The organism is Nocardioides sp. Soil_C_8, from assembly GCF_057656315.1.
Window position 1 is genome coordinate 1702540 of the sequence record NZ_JBDGKQ010000001.1, and the last position, 17159, is coordinate 1719698.

Here is a 17159-nt window from a genome sequence, read left to right on the forward strand (position 1 = left end):
GAGCGTTCAGAGGGTGATCCGGCCGGTCCAGAGGCCGGCGACGCCGACCGCGCCGGCGGCCAGGATGATGACGAAGAGCCCGATCTCGGCCGGGGAGAAGATCCGCCGGCCGCGCTCGCTGCGCGCCTTGACGTACAGGAGCGACGCCGGTGCCAGCAGCACCGCGGAGAGGAGCAGAAACTCGAGGCCGGCGGCGTCGAAGAGGAAGAGCGTGTAGACCGTGGCCGCTCCCGCGACGACCCCCTCCCGGCGCTTGATGCGGGGTTCCTCTCCCTCGTACGACTCGCCGGTGAGGGCGAGCTTGAGGGAGTACGCCGCTGCCAGGAAGTACGGCAGCAGCGCCAGGCTCGTGGACAGGTCGAGGAGGAAGTTCAGCGCGTCCGTCACCACCAGCGTCAGCAGCAGCACCGACTGGACGGCGATCGAGGTGACGACGAGGGCCGTGATCGGCGTCCCGACCTCGTTCTCGCGTCCGAGGAACGCGGGGAAGTCGTCCTGCCGCGCCGGGATGTACATCACCTCGGCCGCCATCAACGTCCAGGCGAGGTAGGCGCCGAGGACGGAGACGATCACCGCGACGCTGATGAAGACCTCGCCCCAGTCACCGACGACGGACTGGAAGAGGCCGACCATCGACGGCTGCCGCGTGTCGGCGATCTCGGGCTGCGGCAGGACGGCGTAGCTCGAGAGCGTGACGAGCGAGAAGATCGACAGCACGCTGAGGAAGCCCATGACCGTGGCCCGGCCGACGTCCTCGCGCTTCTGGGCGTAGCGCGAGTAGACGCTGGCCCCCTCGATCCCGATGAACACGAAGGTCGTGATGATCATCGTGTTGCGCACCTGCTCGTCCAGCGAGCCGAGGTCGCCGTAGCCGTAGGCGGTCCAGTTGTCGGCGAAGACGCCGGCGTCGAGGTTCACCAGCAGGACCACGATGAAGACCAGGATGGGGATGATCTTGAAGATCGTCACGATGCGGTTGATCACCGCCGCGTCCCGCACCCCGCGCGCGATGAGGACGTGGAAGAACCAGACGCCCGCTGTCGACAGGACGAGCGCCAGCACCGTGTCGCCGTCGCCGAAGCTGTCGAAGAAGGCCCCCAGCGTCGCGGTGATGAAGACCCAGTAGAACGCGTTGCCCGCAACGGTGCTCGCCCAGAAGCCGATGGCGGAGTTGAAGCCGGCGTAGTCGCCGAAGCCGGCCTTGGCGTAGATGAAGACACCGGAGTCGAGGTCGGGCTTGCGGAGGGCGAGGTTCTGGAAGACGAAGGCCAGCATCAGCATGCCGGTGCCGGCGATCGCCCACGCGATCAGCGAACCCAGGATCCCGGTGGCGACGCCGAACCGTGCGGGGAGGGAGAACACGCCGGCCCCGACCATGCCGCCGATGACCATCGCGGTCAGGGTCGGCAGCGTCATCTTCTGGACGGGGCTGCTCTCGGCCGGGACGGCCTCGGTCCCGGGCGCGGTCATGACGTCCCCCGGACGGTGGCGGCCGGTCGGACGGGTGTGTTCGCCGAGTCGCGCATGGAGCCGATCCTGCGGCGCCGCGGCCGTGAGCGGGTCCCCCGCGGCGGGGGAGGCCACATCATGGCGGGTGTGCGCAGACTCGGCGGCGAAGCAGGCGTGGCGAGGGAGAGGAACCGGGGGACGTGCTCAACCAGGGCTGGCGATCGGTCGCGTGCGGGGGTGCGACGTTGCTCCTCGCCGGCGTGCTGACGGCGTGTGGGTCCGACGACGGCTCCGACGACCCGTCCGACTCCCCGTCCACGTCGACGCCCACGGCTGCCGCGACGGTCGACGCCGCCTCGCTGGACGGGACGTCGTACGCCTCGACCTCCGTCGAGGGGGCCGAGCTGGTGGAGGGGACGACCGTCGAGGTCGGGTTCGAGGGCGGGACCATGTCGGTCAACGCCGGGTGCAACACCATGTTCGGGCCGTACGAGGTCGACGGCACGACCATCGCGTGGACGTCCGAACCGGCCGCCACGATGATGATGTGCGACCCGGACCTGGTCGAGCAGGACCGTTGGATCGGCGACTTCTTCGGGGCCGGCGTGGACGCCACCGGCGAGGGCGACGCGCTGACGCTGCAGGCAGGTGGGGTCACGATCGAGCTCGAGACGGACGCCCCCGACGACCTGTCGACCCTGCTCGGGCGCACCTGGACCGCCATCGGCACCGTGTCCGACGGCGAGGTCTCCCGCCTGCCGGTCGACACCCGCCGCCCGCGGCTCGACGTCGGCGCGGACGGACTGTCCCGCCTCTTCACCGGCTGCCGGAGCGGTCGCGTCACCGTGCAGGTCGACGGGACGACCCTGGTCTTCTCCAACGCCACGGTCCAGGGCGGGCGCTGCACCGGCCCGGCAGGGAAGACCGAGCGCGCCGTGCTGGCGCTGCTCGACGGCCCGAGTGACAACGCCGAGCTCCACGACCACCTGCTGGTCGTCACCCAGGGCGGCGAGGGGCTCGTCTTCGAGGTCCGCTGACCCCGGTCATGCGGTGCCCCCGGGCGCCTCGCCCAACCGTCGTCGGAGCGCGAGGACGACGACCCCACCGAGCAGGACCGGGCCGAGGATCGTCACCGCTCGCCACACCGTGAGAGCTGCCACCAGCTCGGGCTCCAGTGCGGCGCCACCGACCTCCATGAGTACACCGAGCAGGACGACGTCGTAGATGCCGAGGCCCATCATCGGCGGCAAGGTCAGGGGGTAGGCCAGGAAGAAGATGCCGATCACCTCGTACGCCGGCACCGCCCCCGCGGGGACGCCCACGAACCGGATGGCCAGCAGGAGGATGCACGCATCGGTGAGCACCATCGCGCTCAGCGCGAGCAGCGACCGCGGGAACGCACGGGGGTAGTCGGTGACGATGTGCTGCTGGAACCCGGTCGACGAACGGACCCATGCATCGGGGTCCACCGAGGAGCGCACCCGCCGCACGATGGTCGCGGCCCGTCTCCCGAGTCGGGCGGCGTACTGCTCCCGCCGGACGGCGAGGGAGACGACGACGGTCAGCGCCACCGCGATGGCGACGCTGACGACGGCACCGGCCACCGGTGGCGTGCCGCTGCCCAGGACCGCGAGGACCGTGAGGCCGATGAGCGGGGCCGCGAACCGGTTGACGTAGAAGGCGACCATGTTCATCGTGGCCCCGGCGAGGCCGCGTACGGGGTCGATGCCCCAGGCGCGGAACATCGCCACGCGTGCGACCAGGTCTCCCGGTGGTGGGGCGACGACCGCCGTCAGGGACGCCACGAGGTCGTTGAGCAACGCGCGCGGCGCGCTGAGTCCGCGGATGAACAACGCGAGCGGGAGCGCGTTGAGCGTCTGGCGGACGAGCAGCACCACCAGCAGCACCACCACCTGCCACGCGGTCAGCCGTGCGAGCGCATCCGCGACCGATGGCCAGTCGATGGCACCCAGGAACGTCGTGGCCAGCCACCCGCACACCAGGACGATGAGCAGGATGACCACCGGTCGGAGCCATGGTGGACGCTGGCGCTCGGCCGTGGTGGCGCGTTCCTCGTCAGGTGGGCCGCCGGTCGTGGACCCGTCCGCCGTCACGACGACCCGCCGCGGCGTGACCCGCCGACCCTTCTCTGGACGACGCGGGCCAGGACCGTGAGCACGACCCAGGCACCGATGGCGATCGCCTGCTCGCCGGAGTCCCCTGGATCGCCGAGGACCTGTACCCCGATGTCGGCGCGACCCAGGCCGGCGAGGACGAGGGCGGAGCCGCCGATGGCGGTGACCCACCCGACCAACCGCTCGCGCCAGCGCTCGAGGGCAACCCCCCCGACGACGGCGACGGCGGGCACGAAGACGACCGCCAGCAGGACGCTGGCGTCACCGGTGTCGAGGATGGTGAAGAGACGTGCTCCGACGACCGCGCCCACCACGAGCCCCACGACGAAGAAGAGCACGCGCGACGCGAGCACCCCGACGAGCAGGGCGAGCAGGCCGCTGGCGGCCGCGATCAGCGCCGCTGTGCCCAGGCTCGCCCCGAAGGCGTCGGCCACCAGCCACGCGGCCCCGGCGCCCGCGCAGACCAGCACCAGGCGGACCGACCAGATCCCTCCGACCGCCAGCAGCACACCCACGACGACCAGCACCAGTGCTTCCATCGGGCGATCGTCGCGGCCGGGAGCGTCACGAGGATCACCCGGACCGGGCGACATGACGCCGCTGCGATGCACGAGGGGCCGCCGGTGTCGCCACCGACGGCCCCTCGCTCGAGCTGTGCTGCGTCAGCGGGTGCGGCCGCGGTCGACCACCGCGAACGTCACCTTCTTCTTGTGGGCCTCGACCTTGTCGTCACCGCGGTAGCGGACGACGACCTTGGCCTTGCCGGTGCGGGCGTAGCGCGGCAGCAGCACGCTGGTCCGCCCCCGGACGCTGAGCGTCCTGGTCCAGGACCTCGACTTCCCGGCGCCCTTCACGACGACCTTGACCTTGCCGGACGGTACGACGTCCTTGGCCCGCACGGTGACCCGCAGCCTGACGCGGGTCCTGACCTCGACCGGCTTGACCATCTTGGTCGAGATCCGCGGCACGACCTTGTCGGCCGGCGGGGTGGTCGGCGTCGGCGTGGTCGGCGGGGTGGTCGGGGTGGTCGGGGTGGGGCCGGGGGTGCTTCCGTCGTTGTCGGACAGGATCGTGATGTCGGCGTCGTTCACGTCGAAGAAGTAGTTCTCGACCGCCTCGACCTTGATCCGCGCCTTGGTGGTGGCGACGTCGGGCCAGGTGACCTGCGCGTTGCCGTCGTTGGGCGTGCTCTCGGCGAGCACCGTCGGGAAGGTCTGGCCGCCGTCCATCGACAGGCTGATCTTCACGTTGGGCGAGAGCGCGCTCGTGTTGTTCGTCCAGTAGATCGTCTCCGTGCGACCGCCCACCGCCGCGGCCGTGGTGGCGGCCTTCGACGTCACGCGGAACGGACCGCTGGTCTTGTCGAGCAGCAGCTTGACGTCGCCGTAGGAGTAGCCGCCGCCCTCGGGCGCTAGGTCACGCGCGGTGAACCGGAAGTTGAGGGAGGGCTCGGTGTTGCCGGCCCACCCGACGGCCGGGTTCGCGGCCGATCCGACGTAGTCGGCGGTCGGCAGCCACTCGGCGAAGCACTCGGTGACGGGCACTGCGGGCAGCGGGACCGGGGTGCCGGGGGTGGTGGGCTTCGGCGGCATCGCCGGGCAGGTGCCGTCGATCGCGTTGGTGTTGTTGGCCAGGATCTGCGCCATGTCCGGGAACACCCGGGTCGGGCTGGACGTGGCGAGGTTCTCGCCAGGCGAGTTGATCTGCAGCGCGCCGGCCGGGGTCACCGGGGCGTGCACCCCGAAGATCCGGAAGAGCGGGCCGTCGATCTTCGTCTGGTTGCCGAGTGCCGTGCCGGCGGCGCCGCCGCGGTCGTTCTGCTCCCAGATGTGCACGAGCGGGTCGCCGTCGGGGTCGGTGGCCTCGCCGGTCAGGGCGAACGGCGTCCGGATCGGGATCGTCTTCGTCTCCGGAGCCGTCACCACGGGGGCGTGGTTGCCGGTGGGCGTGACGGTGAAGCCTCCGTTGCGCTGCGGACCACCCTGGGCGGTCTCGCCGACGAAGCCGGTGACGTCACCCGAGACCGGCGCGAAGCCGAGGGCGGCGACGTCGGTGCCGGCGTACGGCGCACCGGTGAAGCGGACCTCGAAGCCGGTGTCGTCGATCACCGTGGTGCTCGTGCTGCCGAAGTTGCGGATGTCGACGGTGCCGACTCCGGTGACGGCCTCGATCGCGGCGTCGATTCCGGCGACGGTGTAGTTCGTGCCGCGCACGATCGGCGCGGTCTCGGTGCCGTCGAGGCTCAGCGTGAACGACTCACCGTCGGTGTCGAAGCCACGCAGCGACACCGTCTGGATGTCGTTGATCGGCGCCCGGGTGGCGGTGACGGTGTTGCTGATGTCGGTGATGCTCCGCTGCGAGAAGTACGGGTCGCTGTGCGGCTGGAGGTTGTCCTGCTGGCAGATGCCGGCGTAGGCCATGATCGAGCTGCCCGAGCCCGGCTCGTACGGCGAGCCGCCGCGGTTGCCGGAGCAGTTGAGCTCGGTGCCGTTGAACGTGTGCGGTCCGCCGAACTGGTGGCCGATCTCGTGCGCGACGTAGTCGACCGCGAAGTAGTCGCCCTCGGGAGCAGGCAGGCCGGTGCAGCCGCGGGCCTTGCCGTCGCCACCGATCACGCCGAGGCCGGCGACGCCGCCGCCGTTGACGCCGAGCGCGATGTGGCCGACGTCGTAGCTCGAGGCACCGACCAGCTGGCCGAGCGCGATCCGGTTGCGGTTGAGCAGCCCGCCGGTGCAGCCGCCGGCGAGCGTGGCGGGCGGGAAGCACGGCGCGGAGCCGCAGGGGCCGTCGGCCCCGGTCGCCTTGGCGTCCGTGTCGAGGTTGAGCTTGTCGGTCTCGTCGATGAGCAGCATCCGGACCGCGAGGTCGTCGTTGTAGATCTGGTTCACCCGGTTCATCAGGGTGACCTTCTCGGCGAGGACGTTCTCGGTGCCGAAGTAGGTGGCGTAGGACGGGTCGGTGAGCAGCGCCAGGCGGTAGGTCCGCAGCGAGACCTCGGTGCCGGGGTCCTCGGCCAGGCTGGTGCCGAGCTTCTTGACCGTGTCGTGGTCCAGCTCCGGCTCGACCAGGCCGCGGTCGCTGCGCGGCAGGTCGCCGTGGCGGTAGGAGAGGTAGAGGCTGTCGTCACCGTTCCAGGCCGGGTCGACGTACCAGGCGGCCCGGTTGCCGTCGCCGCGCACGGAGGCGTGGAACCCCATCGGCGTGAGGTCGAGGCGGATGGTGGCGGTCGGGTCGCCGACTGCGCGACCGGCGTAGGTGGTCAGCTCGGGGTGGCGGGCAGCGAGGCCGTCCTCCATCACGGCGACCTGCTGGACCCGGAAGTCGACGAGCTCGCCGTTGGGGGCCGGGACGGTGACGACGGCACCCACGCCGTCGGCGCGGGCGGCGTCCTCGGCGGGCGCGCGGTCGAGCGCGGTGCGGAGGCCGGCGCGGTCGAGGGTGAAGGCGGCGTACCGCTTCGGCTCGACGCGCCTGGTGGCGCCGCCCCGGTCGCCGCCAGGTCGCTGGTCGGTCGCCGACCAGTAGCCGTCGTCGGGTGGGGCGGCGCTGCCGGAGAGGGCCAGGGCCTGCAGGCCCGCGAGGGCGATGACGGCGGAGATGAACAGGGACAGGTAACGCAGCGGACGTGGCATGCAGATCCTCGGATCTCACGGCGGGACGGGGGCTTGAGAGTAGGCCGTCCGGGGGAGGGGTGGCTGCACCCTCACGGGGGTGGACACCACCCCCTGCCGCTGGCGGTTCTCCGGTTGTGACGGAAATTTCAGTCCAAGTGATGAGTTCGCGCGGCTACCTCCGTCACACCCGGTGACAGGACACGACGGACGGAAGGATGAACGATGAGCATCGAGACGGTCACGGAACGGACGGGGGAGGGCGTCATGGGCACGCTCGAGGACATGGACGAGGGCGCGTTCGCCGACCTGGCCGAGCGTCACCGCCGCGAGCTGCACGTCCACTGCTACCGGATGCTGGGCTCGTTCCAGGACGCCGAGGACGCGGTGCAGGAGACGTTCCTCAAGGCATGGCGCGCCCGGGCGACGTACGAGGGACGGTCGACGGTGCGTGCGTGGCTCTACCGCATCGCCACCAACACCTGTCTCGACCTGCTCGAGCGGCGCCGCCCCCAGCCGGCGCGCGGCGGTGAGGCGATGTGGCTGCAGCCCTACCCCGACAGACTGCTCGACGAGCTGCCGACCGACGGCGACGACGGCCCGGAGAGCAGGGCGCTCGCGCGCGAGACCATCGAGCTGGCGTACGTCGTCGCGGTGCAGCACCTCGCGCCGCGCCCGCGCGCCGCGCTCATCCTGCGCGACGTGATGGGCTGGCCGGCCAAGGAGGTCGCCGCCCTGCTCGGCGACTCGGTGAACTCCGTCAACAGCGCGCTCCAACGGGCCCGCGCGGGGATGCGCGAGCACCTGCCCAGCGAACGGCAGGAGTGGACCGGCGACGAGGCCGACGTCGGGAACCGCGAGCTCGTGCGCCGCTTCACCGACGCCAGCGTGGCCGCCGACATCGACACCGTGGCCACCATGCTGCGCCACGATGTCCGCTACTCGATGCCGCCGTGGGAGGGGCTGCTCGTCGGCCGCGACGAAGTCGTCGCGGACTGGACCGCCAACGGGTACCCGGAGATGAGCGGCCTGCGAGCGGTCCCGACGGCGGTGAACCGGCAGCCCGCCGTCGCCTACTACCTCTGGGACGAGCAGCAGGCGGCGCACCTCCCGCTCACGATCGACGTGCTGCGCGTCTCCGGCGGCACGGTCACCGAGGTCACCATCTTCGGCGCGGAGCGGTTCGACTCGCTCGGACTCCCCGAACGCCTGCCGGCCGAGGGAGGCGACCGATGAGCCGCGGCCGGCGGGTCGCCGTCGTCGGGCTCGGTGCCGCGGTAGCGGCCGCGGCGCTCAACGCCGTCGTCGCCGCCCTCGCCAGGGCCGCAGGCGTCGACCTCGAGGTGACCGGCGGTCAGGCGATCCCGGTGTCGGGCATCGCCTTCGTCACCGTCCTCCTCTCGGTCCTCGGTGTCCTCGTCGCCGCGGCCCTGGCGCGGTGGAGCGACGACCCCGTCCAGTGGTGGGTGCGCACGACAGTGGTGCTGACGGCGGTGTCGTTGGTGCCGCCCTTCCTGGCCGCCGCCGACGCGGCCACCGCGGTGACGCTCGTCGTGCTCCACCTGCTGGCCGCAGTGATCGTCATCCCGGCCGTGGCCCGGACCCTTCGCGTCCCGGCCTGACGTGGGTCAGCGCCCGCCGTTCCCGTCGCCCTTGCCGCCCGTGCCGCCCTCGGCCGGCGGGAGCAGGCCGAGGGCACGGCCCAGCGGCGTGGCCAGCGAGCGGGCGTACGTCGTCGTCACGTGGCCCTCGTCGCGCTGCGCCACCATGTCGGCGACCACTGCCGGGCACCGCCCGTCGTCGCAGAACCACTGCCGCGTCGGCACCACCTCGACGCCGGCGCGGTCGGCGGCCTCGATGCTCCTCTGTGTGACCCGGTCGGCCCGCTCGGCGGTGCCGCTGAGGCAGTCGCCGAGGTGGGCGTCCTTCTCGGCCAGGCAGCGCTCGGGCGAGATCGTGCGCCGCGGGACGTCCTCGAGCAGCACGAGGCGGTCGGTCAGCGGCAGCAGGTCGGCGAAGAGCCGGTCGAAGCCCTTCTCCAGCTCCGCCACGACACCGTCGGTGCTGCGGACCACCTCGCCGTCCACCTCGACGTTGGGCGCACCCGACGTCGAGACGACGACGAGCTCGGGGTCGAGGTCGCGGATCCGGTCCTCCGCCCACGCGTTGAAGTCGAGGCAGCCCTGCCACGGCTTCACCCGTCCGCCGCCGCGCACCATCTGCACGCGCGCCGGGGTGCACTGCGACTTCACCAGGTAGTAGGTCCGCCAGCCCGCCTGCTCGGCGATCCGGTCGAAGGCAGGGATCCAGTGCCGCCCGTGCGAGTTGCCGAGCACCACCATCGTGCGGTCGGCGTCGAGGTCGCCCGCGGGGCACAGGTCCGTCGGCGTCCCGATGTACTCGCAGTCACCGAGGTCGGCCCGGTCGTCCTTGAGGTCGCGCAGCTCCGGCCGGATGTCGCGCGGGACCCGCCGCCCGGCCACCGCGGCCCGGACCGATGCCTGCACCAGCCCGACCCACGGGTCGTCCGAGATCCGGGAGCCGTCGACGGTCCGCTGGTAGTCGTCGGCCGAGATCGGGGCGTCCTGGCCTGCGAGCTGGCGGTCGATCACGGTCGTGGCGACCAGGCAGCAGGCCACAGCGACCGACACGGCCGCCGGGTAGAGCAGCATGCCGCGGGGGCGCTTCGCCGTACGCACCGTGCGGAACGGCGTCTCCACGAGCCGGTACGACGCCCACGTCATCAGCACGGTCACGGCCAGCGCCACCAGCAGCTCGACGGGCCGGAGGTCACGGCCGACACGCTGCTCGGCCACCACGAGCACCGGCCAGTGCCACAGGTAGAGGGAGTAGGACGCGTCCCCGACGACCCGCATCGGTCGCACCCCGAGGGCGCGCTGCGCGAACGGCAGCGGTCCGTCGTCGAGACCGGTGCCCGCGAGGATCACCGCGCTGGTCCCGAGGACCGGGAGCAGCGCGAGCCAGCCCGGGAACGGCGACGACTGGGTCACGGTGAACATCGCGAGGACGATCAGGCCGAGGCCGGCGGCGGCGACGAGGTTGCGGGCCGCGTGACCGAGCCCGCGCGCGAGGCGGGGCGCGAAGACCGCGAGCAGCCCGCCGGCGGCGAACTCCCACACGCGGGTGAAGGTGGAGAAGTAGGCGCTCTCCGGCGACGCCGTCGACGCGTGCACCGACCACGCCAGGCTGACCGCGGTCGCCAGGGCGAGGACGGTGACGATGCCTGCCCGGTGGGCGCTCACGTCACGGCGCCGCAGCACGAGCGCGGCCACGAGGATCGACACGAGCAGCGCGAGCGGCATGACGAGGTAGAACTGCTCCTCCACCGACAGCGACCAGAAGTGCTGGAGGGGCGACGGCGGGTCGGTCGCGGTGAAGTAGTCGGTCTCCTCGACGGCGAAGCGGATGTTGGCGCCGAAGAGCGCCGCCCACACGCCGTCGACGGAGGCGTCACGCGCGTCGAGCGGGTTGAGCCACAGCCACGACGCGACGACGGTGCCGATGATCGCGACGGTGGCGGCCGGGAGGATCCGGCGTGCCCGGCGCACGTAGAAGGCGACGAGGTCGATGGTCCCGGTCCTCGCCACCTCCCGCAGCAGGAGCGTGGTGATGAGGAAGCCGGAGAGCACGAAGAAGACGTCGAGGGTGACGAACCCGCCCGGGTAGGGGGCGAGGCCGGCGTGGAAGACCAGGATGCCGAGGACGGCCAGCGCGCGCATGCCCTGGATGTCGTCGCGGAAGCCGCGGCGTACGGCCTGCGTGCTCACGGCCCGGTCGGGAGGTGCGGGGGTCACGAGGATCCTCACGGACGAGGGCAGGTCCCCGTCACGCTAGCCGCGCAGGCCGGGGCGTCCGATGGGGTCCGGACCCCAGATCGCCCCCCGGGGGCAGTGCTCAGGCGGGGGCGAACGTGAGGCAGTCGGCGCGGTCCTCGCCCACGCCCACCTCGACCCCGGACGCGGTGCACTCCAGGTGGTCGTTGTGCCGGCAGTCGGACCGGTGGCAGGCGCCTACGTGGCCGCTGGCGTCCACGCCGCCCTTGTCGTCGGTGTGGACGTAGGTCCCGCACGCGGCGCCCGCCGCGTCGGTCACCGTGATGGCGCCGGCGTGGCAGTCGTGGTCGTGGTTGTAGGAGCAGCCGTCCACGCTGCACGAGCTGATGATCGGGAGGTCGATGGTGGTCATCTGACGACGATCCTCCCGTGAGCGGCGTACGTCCAGACCGGAACCGAGCGGGAGTACGTCCTCGACGACCGCCATCTCGCCAGTATCGGCCCCGTCGTCGGGGTGAGCCGCCGGCCAGCGGACGTGCCTAGCGTCGGGGCATGGGACACCAGCCACCGAAGGCCGTGCAGGAAGCCGCGCAGCGAGCGGTCCGATGGATCGAGGAGGGCAAGGCGGGCAAGGGCTTCACCGACGTCGGGCGCCACCGAGCCCACCAGCTCGCGGCCGGCGACGACGTGAGCGACGGCGAGGTGAAGAAGATGCAGGCCTACTTCGCGCGGCACACCGTCGACAAGGACGCCGAGGGCTTCACCCAGGGCGGGGACGGCTTCCCGTCGCCGGGGCGCGTCGCGTGGGACGCCTGGGGCGGCGACGCCGGCGAGCGCTGGGTCGGCACGATCGACCTCGACTGACGCCGGGGCGGCGGCCTCCCGGGAGGGTCGCTCCCGCGAGGGGTGCGTCACACCGACCCCTGGGGGTGAGCCGACCACCCTCTCGCGGTGCCTAGGTTGGTGACCGACCATGCGCAGCGACGACCCCAGCGGCGATCCCCGGATCCTTACGCTGACCTACACGAGCTCCACCACCGACCTGATGTCGGTCACCCAGCTCGTCGAGCTGATCGAGCAGATCCGCCCGAAGAACGAGCGCCTCGGGGTCACCGGCCTCCTGCTCTACAGCGGCGGCAACGTGATCCAGACGCTCGAGGGCTCGTCCGACGCGGTCTACCGGGTGTTCGACGCGATCCGCGTCGACACCCGCCACGGCGACGTACGCATCGTCGACCGGCGCTACGTGGGTAGCCGGTCCTTCGCCACCTGGTCGATGGGCTTCCGCAACGTCTCCGCACGCGAGGTCTCCGACCTGCAGGACTTCAACGAGTTCGCCCGGGAGTCGGTGGGCCACGACCTCGTCGAGCACGCCGCCTCGGCGTTCGAGCTGCTCGGGACGTTCCGCCTCAACACCGCCTGACCCGCCCGGCCACGAGCCTGACCGTGGCCAGGATCACCCGCTCCCGATGAGACCGCGCGCCGCCGCACCGCCTAGGGTGGTCGGCGAAAGGGAGTAGTCCCCAACAGGCGTGTCGACACACTGACCTCTCCGGTCCGGCGCGCAGGGCCACATCACGGTGGCGGACGAGACTTTCGACCAGATTCACACGACCCCACCCGGACGTGCCTGGTCGAAGGCGCGTCCCGGCTCCCGGGGTCACCTCCGGCCGGGCCGGAGAGGAACCCGCCCCATGGAAGCGCTGCTCATCAGCACCGCCGTCATCTTCGTCGCCGAGCTCGGCGACAAGTCGCAGCTCATGGCGATGACCTTCGCCACCCGCTACCGCGCCCGCGACGTGATCATCGGCATCACCGCCGCCACCGCGATCGTCCACCTCGCCTCGGTCGGCATCGGCGCCGCGATCGGTGAGGCGTTCAGCGACTACCAGCCCTCGATCAACATCGCGGCCGGCCTCGCGTTCCTCTTCTTCGCCGCCTGGACGATGCGCGGGGACGAGCTGACCGAGGAGGAGGCCGACAAGGCCCGCACCAGCCAGGGCGCGGCGATCCTCGCCGTCGGCGTCGCCTTCTTCCTCGCCGAGCTCGGCGACAAGACCATGCTCGCCACCATCACCCTCGCCACCCACGAGGGCTGGTTCGGCACCTGGATCGGGTCGACCGTCGGCATGGTGGCCGCCGACGCGCTGGCGATCGCCGCCGGTGCGCTCCTGGGACGCCAGCTGCCCGAGAAGGCGATCACGTACGGCGCCGCCGCGGCATTCGTCGTCTTCGGCCTGCTGCTCGTCTGGCAGGGCTGGACGGCGCTCTGACCTGGATCAGCCCTCGACCATGCTGAGCACGTTGCCGGCGGGGTCGGTGAACCACGCGATCAGCGGTCCGCCGCCGCGGAAGACACCGTCCTCGTCGGTGGCCACGGGCGTCCCCTCGTAGCGCTCGAACCGCACGCCGCGCTCGGTCAGCGCCACGACGGCGTGGGGGACGTCCTCGACGGAGAAGTTGAGGACCGTGAAGGTGGCCGGCTGGTGATCGGGCTTCTCGTAGACGAGCACCCGGTGCCCTCCGGCGAGCTCGAGGTCGAGCATCCCGCCGTCACGGTCGAGGACCACGAGTCCGAGGACCTCGCGGTAGAACTCGCGGGCAGCCGCGACGTCGTCGACCGAGATGCCGCTGAATGCAGGTGCGTCTCCGAGCATGGCCCCATCGTGACGGCACCGCGGCAGCCCGCGCAACGGGTCGGTCCGTACGCCAGACTGGCGGCGTGCAGCTCCCCGACCCGGCCCTGGTGGTGCTGGTCGGCGCCTCGGGGGCCGGGAAGTCGACCTGGGCCGCGGCCCGCTACCGCGCCGAGGAGGTCGTCTCCTCCGACGCCCTCCGCGGGGTGCTGGGCAGCGGCCCGCACGACCTCGACGCCTCGACCGACGCGTTCACCGTCCTCGAGACGATCGTCGCCGCGCGTCTGGGCCGCGGACTGACCACCGTCGTCGACACCCTCGGGCTCGACGCGACGAAGCGGACGGCGTGGCTCGGCTCGGCCCGCGCGTACGGCCTGCCGGCCGTCGCCGTCCTCGTCGACACCCCGGACGCCGAGTGCCGCCGACGCAACGGCGCCCGCGACCGACCGGTCCCGGCCCCGGTGCTCGCCGGCCAGCTGCGCTCGGTGCGGGACGTACGACCGCTCCTGCACGCCGAGGGGTGGGACCTCGTGGTCGAGGTCGGTGCGGACGACGTCACGCCGGCGCCGGTCGCCGCGGTCGAGAGCCGGCCGCGCGAGGACCGGACGTCCAGCCTCGGGCTGCGGTCGGTGCTGCAGGTGTCGCGCTTCCCGTGGGGCGAGGACCCGCTCGCGTGGCTGACCGACGTCGCGCGCGCCGCCGACGAGGCCGGCTTCGCCGGACTGGCCCTGATGGACCACCTCATCCAGGTGCCCCAGGTCGGGCGGGCCTGGGAGCCGATCCCGGAGCCGTGGGTGACGCTCGGCGCCATCGCCGCCGCGGGCACCGCCCTGGAGCTCGGCACCCTCTGCACGCCCGTCACCTTCCGGCCGGCGGGCGTCACGGCGAAGGCCGCCGCCACGCTGTCGGCGCTGACCGGCGGCCGGGCGTTCGTCGGCGTCGGCGCCGGGTGGTTCGAGCGCGAGCACGCGGCGTACGGCATCCCCTTCCCACCGGCCCGCGAGCGCCTCGACGACCTCGAGCGCGCCGTCGTGACGATGAAGGCCCTGTGGGCGGCGGGCACGAAGGCCTACGACGACCACGGCGTCGTGCTGCCGGAGACGACCTCCTACCCCCGTCCGGCCGGGCCGGTCCCGGTCGTGGTCGGCGGGTCGGGGGAGCGCCGCACCCTCCGGATCGCGGCCCGGCACGGCGACGCCTGCAACCTCCGCACCACCGACGAGGCCGAGCTCGAGCGGCTGGTCGGGGTCCTGCACGCCCACTGCGACGACGTCGGCCGCGACCGCGCCGAGGTGGCCGTGACCGTGCTGGACCTGCCCGTCGTGGGCGCCGACCGCGACGACGTCTGGGCGCGCGTCGAGACGCTCCGCGGGCGCACGCCGGCAGCGACGTACGCCGCCCGCACCCACGCCGCGACCGTCGCCGGCCACCGCGACCGCTGGGCCCGGCTCGCGGGCCTGGGGGTGTCGACCATCTTCGTCACCACCCCCGGCCTCGGAGGTCCCGATGACGTCCTCGCCCTTCGGGGGCTGAACGCCTGACACCGGCACCCGTAGGTTGGGGGAATGCAGACTCGCACCCTCGGAACCCAGCAGGTCGGCGCCATCGGGCTCGGCCTCATGACCTTCGACCAGACCGGGACCCAGCCCCGGCAGCAGCTCCTCGACACCGTCTCGGCGGCGCTCGACGCGGGCGTCACGCTGCTCGACACCGCCGACGCCTACGGCCCCGGCGACGAGAAGGGCGCCGGCGCGCAGGGCGAGAACGAGCTGCTCATCGCCTCGATCCTCGACGAGCTCGGCGCGCGCGACCGGGTCGTGCTGGCCACCAAGGGTGGCCACGTCCGCACCGACGGCGGTGGCTGGGACACCGACAGCTCCGCTGCCCACCTCCGCGAGGCCGTCGACGCCAGCCTGCAGCGCCTCGGCGTCGAGCAGATCGCGCTGTGGCAGCACCACCGGCCCGACCCGAAGGTGCCCTACGACGAGGTCATCGGCACGCTGAAGGAGATCGCTGACAGCGGCAAGGTCGCCCACGTCGGGCTCTCCAACGCCGACCCCCAGCAGATCCGCGACGCCCACGCGGTCCTCGGCGACGCGCTCGTCAGCGTGCAGAACCAGTTCAGCCCCAAGTTCCGCTCGAGCCGCCCCGAGATCGACGTGTGCGAGGAGCTCGGCCTGGCCTTCCTGCCGTGGAGCCCGCTCGGTGGCCTCTCCGACGCCAAGGAGCTCGCAGACAAGCACCCCGCCTTCGCCGAGATCGCCCAGGAACGCGGTGTCAGCGCGCAGCAGGTGGCCCTCGCGTGGGAGCTCGCCCAGTCCCCGGTCGTCATCCCGATCCCGGGCGCCAAGCGGCCCACCTCCATCACCGACTCGGCCGCGGCGGCGGAGATCGATCTCACCGCCGACGAGCTGGAGCGGCTCGACGCCAGCTGAGCCGGCGTACGCCACAGCCCCCTAGGGTGTCGCGGGTGCTGAGCCTCCAGATCGACGACGCCCGCCTGTCCGACCTCGAGCCCTGGCACGCCGACCAGCTCGCCGGCCTGTTCCGCGCGCACGGGGCGGACTTCTACGACTGGCTGCCCTGGGAGGGCTTCGAGGACGTCGAGGGAGCCCGTGGCTTCCTCGAGTCGTTCGCCAGGGGGCGTGGCGAGGGCAGCCGCCGGCTCTACGGCATCTGGGTCGACGACGAGCTCGTCGGCGGCACGCTCTTCCCCTCGATCAACGCCCGGTCGAAGGTCGCCGAGGCCGGCGTCTTCCTCGCGGCCTCCGCCCGCGGGCGCGGAATCGTCACGCGGGCCGTCGCCGCGATGCTCGACTGGGCGTTCGTCGAGCGTGGCCTGCACCGGGTCGAGTGGCGCTGCGCCCCGGGCAACCACGCCAGCCGGCGCGTCGCCGAGCGGCTCGGCTTCACCCACGAGGGCACGCTGCGCGAGGTCTTCCCGGTCCGCGAGGAGCGTCAGGACCTCGAGGTCTGGGCGCTGCTCGCCCGGGAGTGGAAGGGTCTCCCGACGCGGTCCTGACCAGTGCCCCGAAAAACTTGACTCGTTCAAGAAAAGGGGGCAGGGTGGTCCGTGATGGAGGACCAGATGGAGCAGGAAGACTTCGAGCACCTGCTGCGCAGCGCTGACCTGCGGGTCACCCGGCCGCGACTCGCCGTGCTGCGGGCCGTGCGCCGCCAGCCACACGCCGACACCGGCAGCGTCCTCGCCGCAGTGCGCGCCGAGGAGCCGACCGTCTCGCACCAGGCGGTGTACGACGTCCTCGGGGCGCTCACGGACTCCGGGCTGGTCCGCCGGATCCAGCCCGCCGGGTCCGTCGCGCGCTACGAGCTGCGCGTCGGCGACAACCACCACCACGTGGTCTGCCGCTCGTGCGGCGTCGTCGCCGACGTCGACTGCGCCGTCGGCGTACGTCCGTGCCTCCACGCCTCCGACACCCACGGCTTCGTCATCGACGAGGCCGAGGTCACCTACTGGGGCCTGTGCCCCGCATGCTCCACCAGCTCCGCCGTCACCACGTGACATCCCACCCA

The 17159-nt window shown here is 72.4% G+C and carries 17 protein-coding genes; 10 read left to right on the forward strand and 7 right to left on the reverse strand.

Annotation, left to right across the window (positions count from 1 at the left end; translation table 11 throughout):
• Window positions 1-6: 6 nt before the first annotated feature.
• Window positions 7-1470 (reverse strand): basic amino acid/polyamine antiporter, encoded by a 1464-nt coding sequence (locus AC3A3L_RS08330; protein WP_487639524.1) that lies wholly within the window; start codon window positions 1468-1470, stop codon window positions 7-9.
• Between the two features lie 179 nt (window positions 1471-1649).
• Here AC3A3L_RS08330 and AC3A3L_RS08335 point away from each other — a divergent pair, with 179 nt between their 5' ends.
• Entirely contained in the window at window positions 1650-2486 is an 837-nt protein-coding gene (locus AC3A3L_RS08335) for an META domain-containing protein (RefSeq protein ID WP_487639525.1), read from the forward strand.
• Between the two features lie 6 nt (window positions 2487-2492).
• On the opposite strand, the gene AC3A3L_RS08340 is transcribed toward AC3A3L_RS08335, so the two are convergent.
• The 3 genes from AC3A3L_RS08340 to AC3A3L_RS08350 form a co-directional block, all read right to left on the reverse strand.
• The gene (locus AC3A3L_RS08340) at window positions 2493-3473 is read right to left on the reverse strand and encodes a lysylphosphatidylglycerol synthase domain-containing protein (RefSeq protein ID WP_487639526.1); all 981 of its coding nucleotides are present in this window, start codon (window positions 3471-3473) and stop codon (window positions 2493-2495) included.
• 86 nt (window positions 3474-3559) lie between these two features.
• Window positions 3560-4123: a hypothetical protein gene (locus tag AC3A3L_RS08345; RefSeq protein WP_487639527.1), complete on the reverse strand. Its 564-nt coding sequence runs from the start codon at window positions 4121-4123 to the stop codon at window positions 3560-3562.
• Window positions 4124-4246: 123 nt separating this feature from the next.
• Window positions 4247-7216 (reverse strand): reprolysin-like metallopeptidase, encoded by a 2970-nt coding sequence (locus tag AC3A3L_RS08350; RefSeq protein ID WP_487639528.1) that lies wholly within the window; start codon window positions 7214-7216, stop codon window positions 4247-4249.
• A 204-nt stretch (window positions 7217-7420) separates the two neighbouring features.
• Between AC3A3L_RS08350 and AC3A3L_RS08355 the strand changes: the two genes are divergently transcribed.
• Complete coding sequence (locus AC3A3L_RS08355; protein ID WP_487639529.1) at window positions 7421-8431, forward strand: RNA polymerase subunit sigma-70; 1011 nt, start codon at window positions 7421-7423, stop codon at window positions 8429-8431.
• Complete coding sequence (locus AC3A3L_RS08360; protein ID WP_487639530.1) at window positions 8428-8817, forward strand: DUF6069 family protein; 390 nt, start codon at window positions 8428-8430, stop codon at window positions 8815-8817. Before AC3A3L_RS08355 ends, AC3A3L_RS08360 begins: the two co-directional genes overlap by 4 nt.
• A gap of 6 nt (window positions 8818-8823) precedes the next feature.
• Here AC3A3L_RS08360 and AC3A3L_RS08365 read toward each other — a convergent pair whose 3' ends face one another.
• On the reverse strand, window positions 8824-11010 hold the full coding sequence (locus tag AC3A3L_RS08365; RefSeq protein WP_487639531.1) for an acyltransferase family protein: 2187 nt from the start codon (window positions 11008-11010) through the stop codon (window positions 8824-8826).
• A gap of 100 nt (window positions 11011-11110) precedes the next feature.
• Window positions 11111-11401 (reverse strand): DUF1540 domain-containing protein, encoded by a 291-nt coding sequence (locus tag AC3A3L_RS08370; protein WP_487639532.1) that lies wholly within the window; start codon window positions 11399-11401, stop codon window positions 11111-11113.
• A 140-nt stretch (window positions 11402-11541) separates the two neighbouring features.
• Between AC3A3L_RS08370 and AC3A3L_RS08375 the strand changes: the two genes are divergently transcribed.
• The 3 genes from AC3A3L_RS08375 (at window position 11542) to AC3A3L_RS08385 (ending at window position 13262) form a co-directional block, all read left to right on the forward strand.
• On the forward strand, window positions 11542-11853 hold the full coding sequence (locus AC3A3L_RS08375) for a hypothetical protein (RefSeq protein WP_487639533.1): 312 nt from the start codon (window positions 11542-11544) through the stop codon (window positions 11851-11853).
• A 109-nt stretch (window positions 11854-11962) separates the two neighbouring features.
• Window positions 11963-12412: a BLUF domain-containing protein gene (locus tag AC3A3L_RS08380; protein ID WP_487639534.1), complete on the forward strand. Its 450-nt coding sequence runs from the start codon at window positions 11963-11965 to the stop codon at window positions 12410-12412.
• Window positions 12413-12683: 271 nt separating this feature from the next.
• Window positions 12684-13262 (forward strand): TMEM165/GDT1 family protein, encoded by a 579-nt coding sequence (locus AC3A3L_RS08385; protein ID WP_487639535.1) that lies wholly within the window; start codon window positions 12684-12686, stop codon window positions 13260-13262.
• A gap of 6 nt (window positions 13263-13268) precedes the next feature.
• Here AC3A3L_RS08385 and AC3A3L_RS08390 read toward each other — a convergent pair whose 3' ends face one another.
• Window positions 13269-13646: a VOC family protein gene (locus AC3A3L_RS08390; RefSeq protein WP_487639536.1), complete on the reverse strand. Its 378-nt coding sequence runs from the start codon at window positions 13644-13646 to the stop codon at window positions 13269-13271.
• Between the two features lie 65 nt (window positions 13647-13711).
• Between AC3A3L_RS08390 and AC3A3L_RS08395 the strand changes: the two genes are divergently transcribed.
• The 4 genes from AC3A3L_RS08395 to AC3A3L_RS08410 are packed head-to-tail and all read left to right on the forward strand — an operon-like array spanning window position 13712 to window position 17148.
• Window positions 13712-15166, forward strand: coding sequence for an LLM class flavin-dependent oxidoreductase (locus AC3A3L_RS08395; protein WP_487639537.1), 1455 nt, complete (start codon window positions 13712-13714; stop codon window positions 15164-15166).
• A gap of 24 nt (window positions 15167-15190) precedes the next feature.
• Window positions 15191-16060, forward strand: coding sequence for an aldo/keto reductase (locus AC3A3L_RS08400; RefSeq protein ID WP_487639538.1), 870 nt, complete (start codon window positions 15191-15193; stop codon window positions 16058-16060).
• A gap of 35 nt (window positions 16061-16095) precedes the next feature.
• Window positions 16096-16647 (forward strand): GNAT family N-acetyltransferase, encoded by a 552-nt coding sequence (locus AC3A3L_RS08405; protein WP_487639539.1) that lies wholly within the window; start codon window positions 16096-16098, stop codon window positions 16645-16647.
• A gap of 54 nt (window positions 16648-16701) precedes the next feature.
• Window positions 16702-17148, forward strand: a complete 447-nt coding sequence (locus tag AC3A3L_RS08410; RefSeq protein WP_487639540.1) for a Fur family transcriptional regulator — start codon at window positions 16702-16704, stop codon at window positions 17146-17148.
• Window positions 17149-17159: the final 11 nt, after the last annotated feature.

Bases quoted from the DNA above. Each gene is read 5' to 3' on its own strand.
- AC3A3L_RS08375 (WP_487639533.1), top strand. From the start codon at position 11,542: ATGGGACACCAGCCACCGAAGGCCGTGCAGGAAGCCGCGCAGCGAGCG.
- AC3A3L_RS08380 (WP_487639534.1), top strand. From the start codon at position 11,963: ATGCGCAGCGACGACCCCAGCGGCGATCCCCGGATCCTTACGCTGACC.
- AC3A3L_RS08360 (WP_487639530.1), top strand. From the start codon at position 8,428: ATGAGCCGCGGCCGGCGGGTCGCCGTCGTCGGGCTCGGTGCCGCGGTA.
- AC3A3L_RS08350 (WP_487639528.1), bottom strand. From the start codon at position 7,216: ATGCCACGTCCGCTGCGTTACCTGTCCCTGTTCATCTCCGCCGTCATC.
- AC3A3L_RS08400 (WP_487639538.1), top strand. From the start codon at position 15,191: ATGCAGACTCGCACCCTCGGAACCCAGCAGGTCGGCGCCATCGGGCTC.
- AC3A3L_RS08390 (WP_487639536.1), bottom strand. From the start codon at position 13,646: ATGCTCGGAGACGCACCTGCATTCAGCGGCATCTCGGTCGACGACGTC.
- AC3A3L_RS08410 (WP_487639540.1), top strand. From the start codon at position 16,702: ATGGAGGACCAGATGGAGCAGGAAGACTTCGAGCACCTGCTGCGCAGC.
- AC3A3L_RS08355 (WP_487639529.1), top strand. From the start codon at position 7,421: ATGAGCATCGAGACGGTCACGGAACGGACGGGGGAGGGCGTCATGGGC.
- AC3A3L_RS08370 (WP_487639532.1), bottom strand. From the start codon at position 11,401: ATGACCACCATCGACCTCCCGATCATCAGCTCGTGCAGCGTGGACGGC.
- AC3A3L_RS08330 (WP_487639524.1), bottom strand. From the start codon at position 1,470: ATGACCGCGCCCGGGACCGAGGCCGTCCCGGCCGAGAGCAGCCCCGTC.
- AC3A3L_RS08385 (WP_487639535.1), top strand. From the start codon at position 12,684: ATGGAAGCGCTGCTCATCAGCACCGCCGTCATCTTCGTCGCCGAGCTC.
- AC3A3L_RS08345 (WP_487639527.1), bottom strand. From the start codon at position 4,123: ATGGAAGCACTGGTGCTGGTCGTCGTGGGTGTGCTGCTGGCGGTCGGA.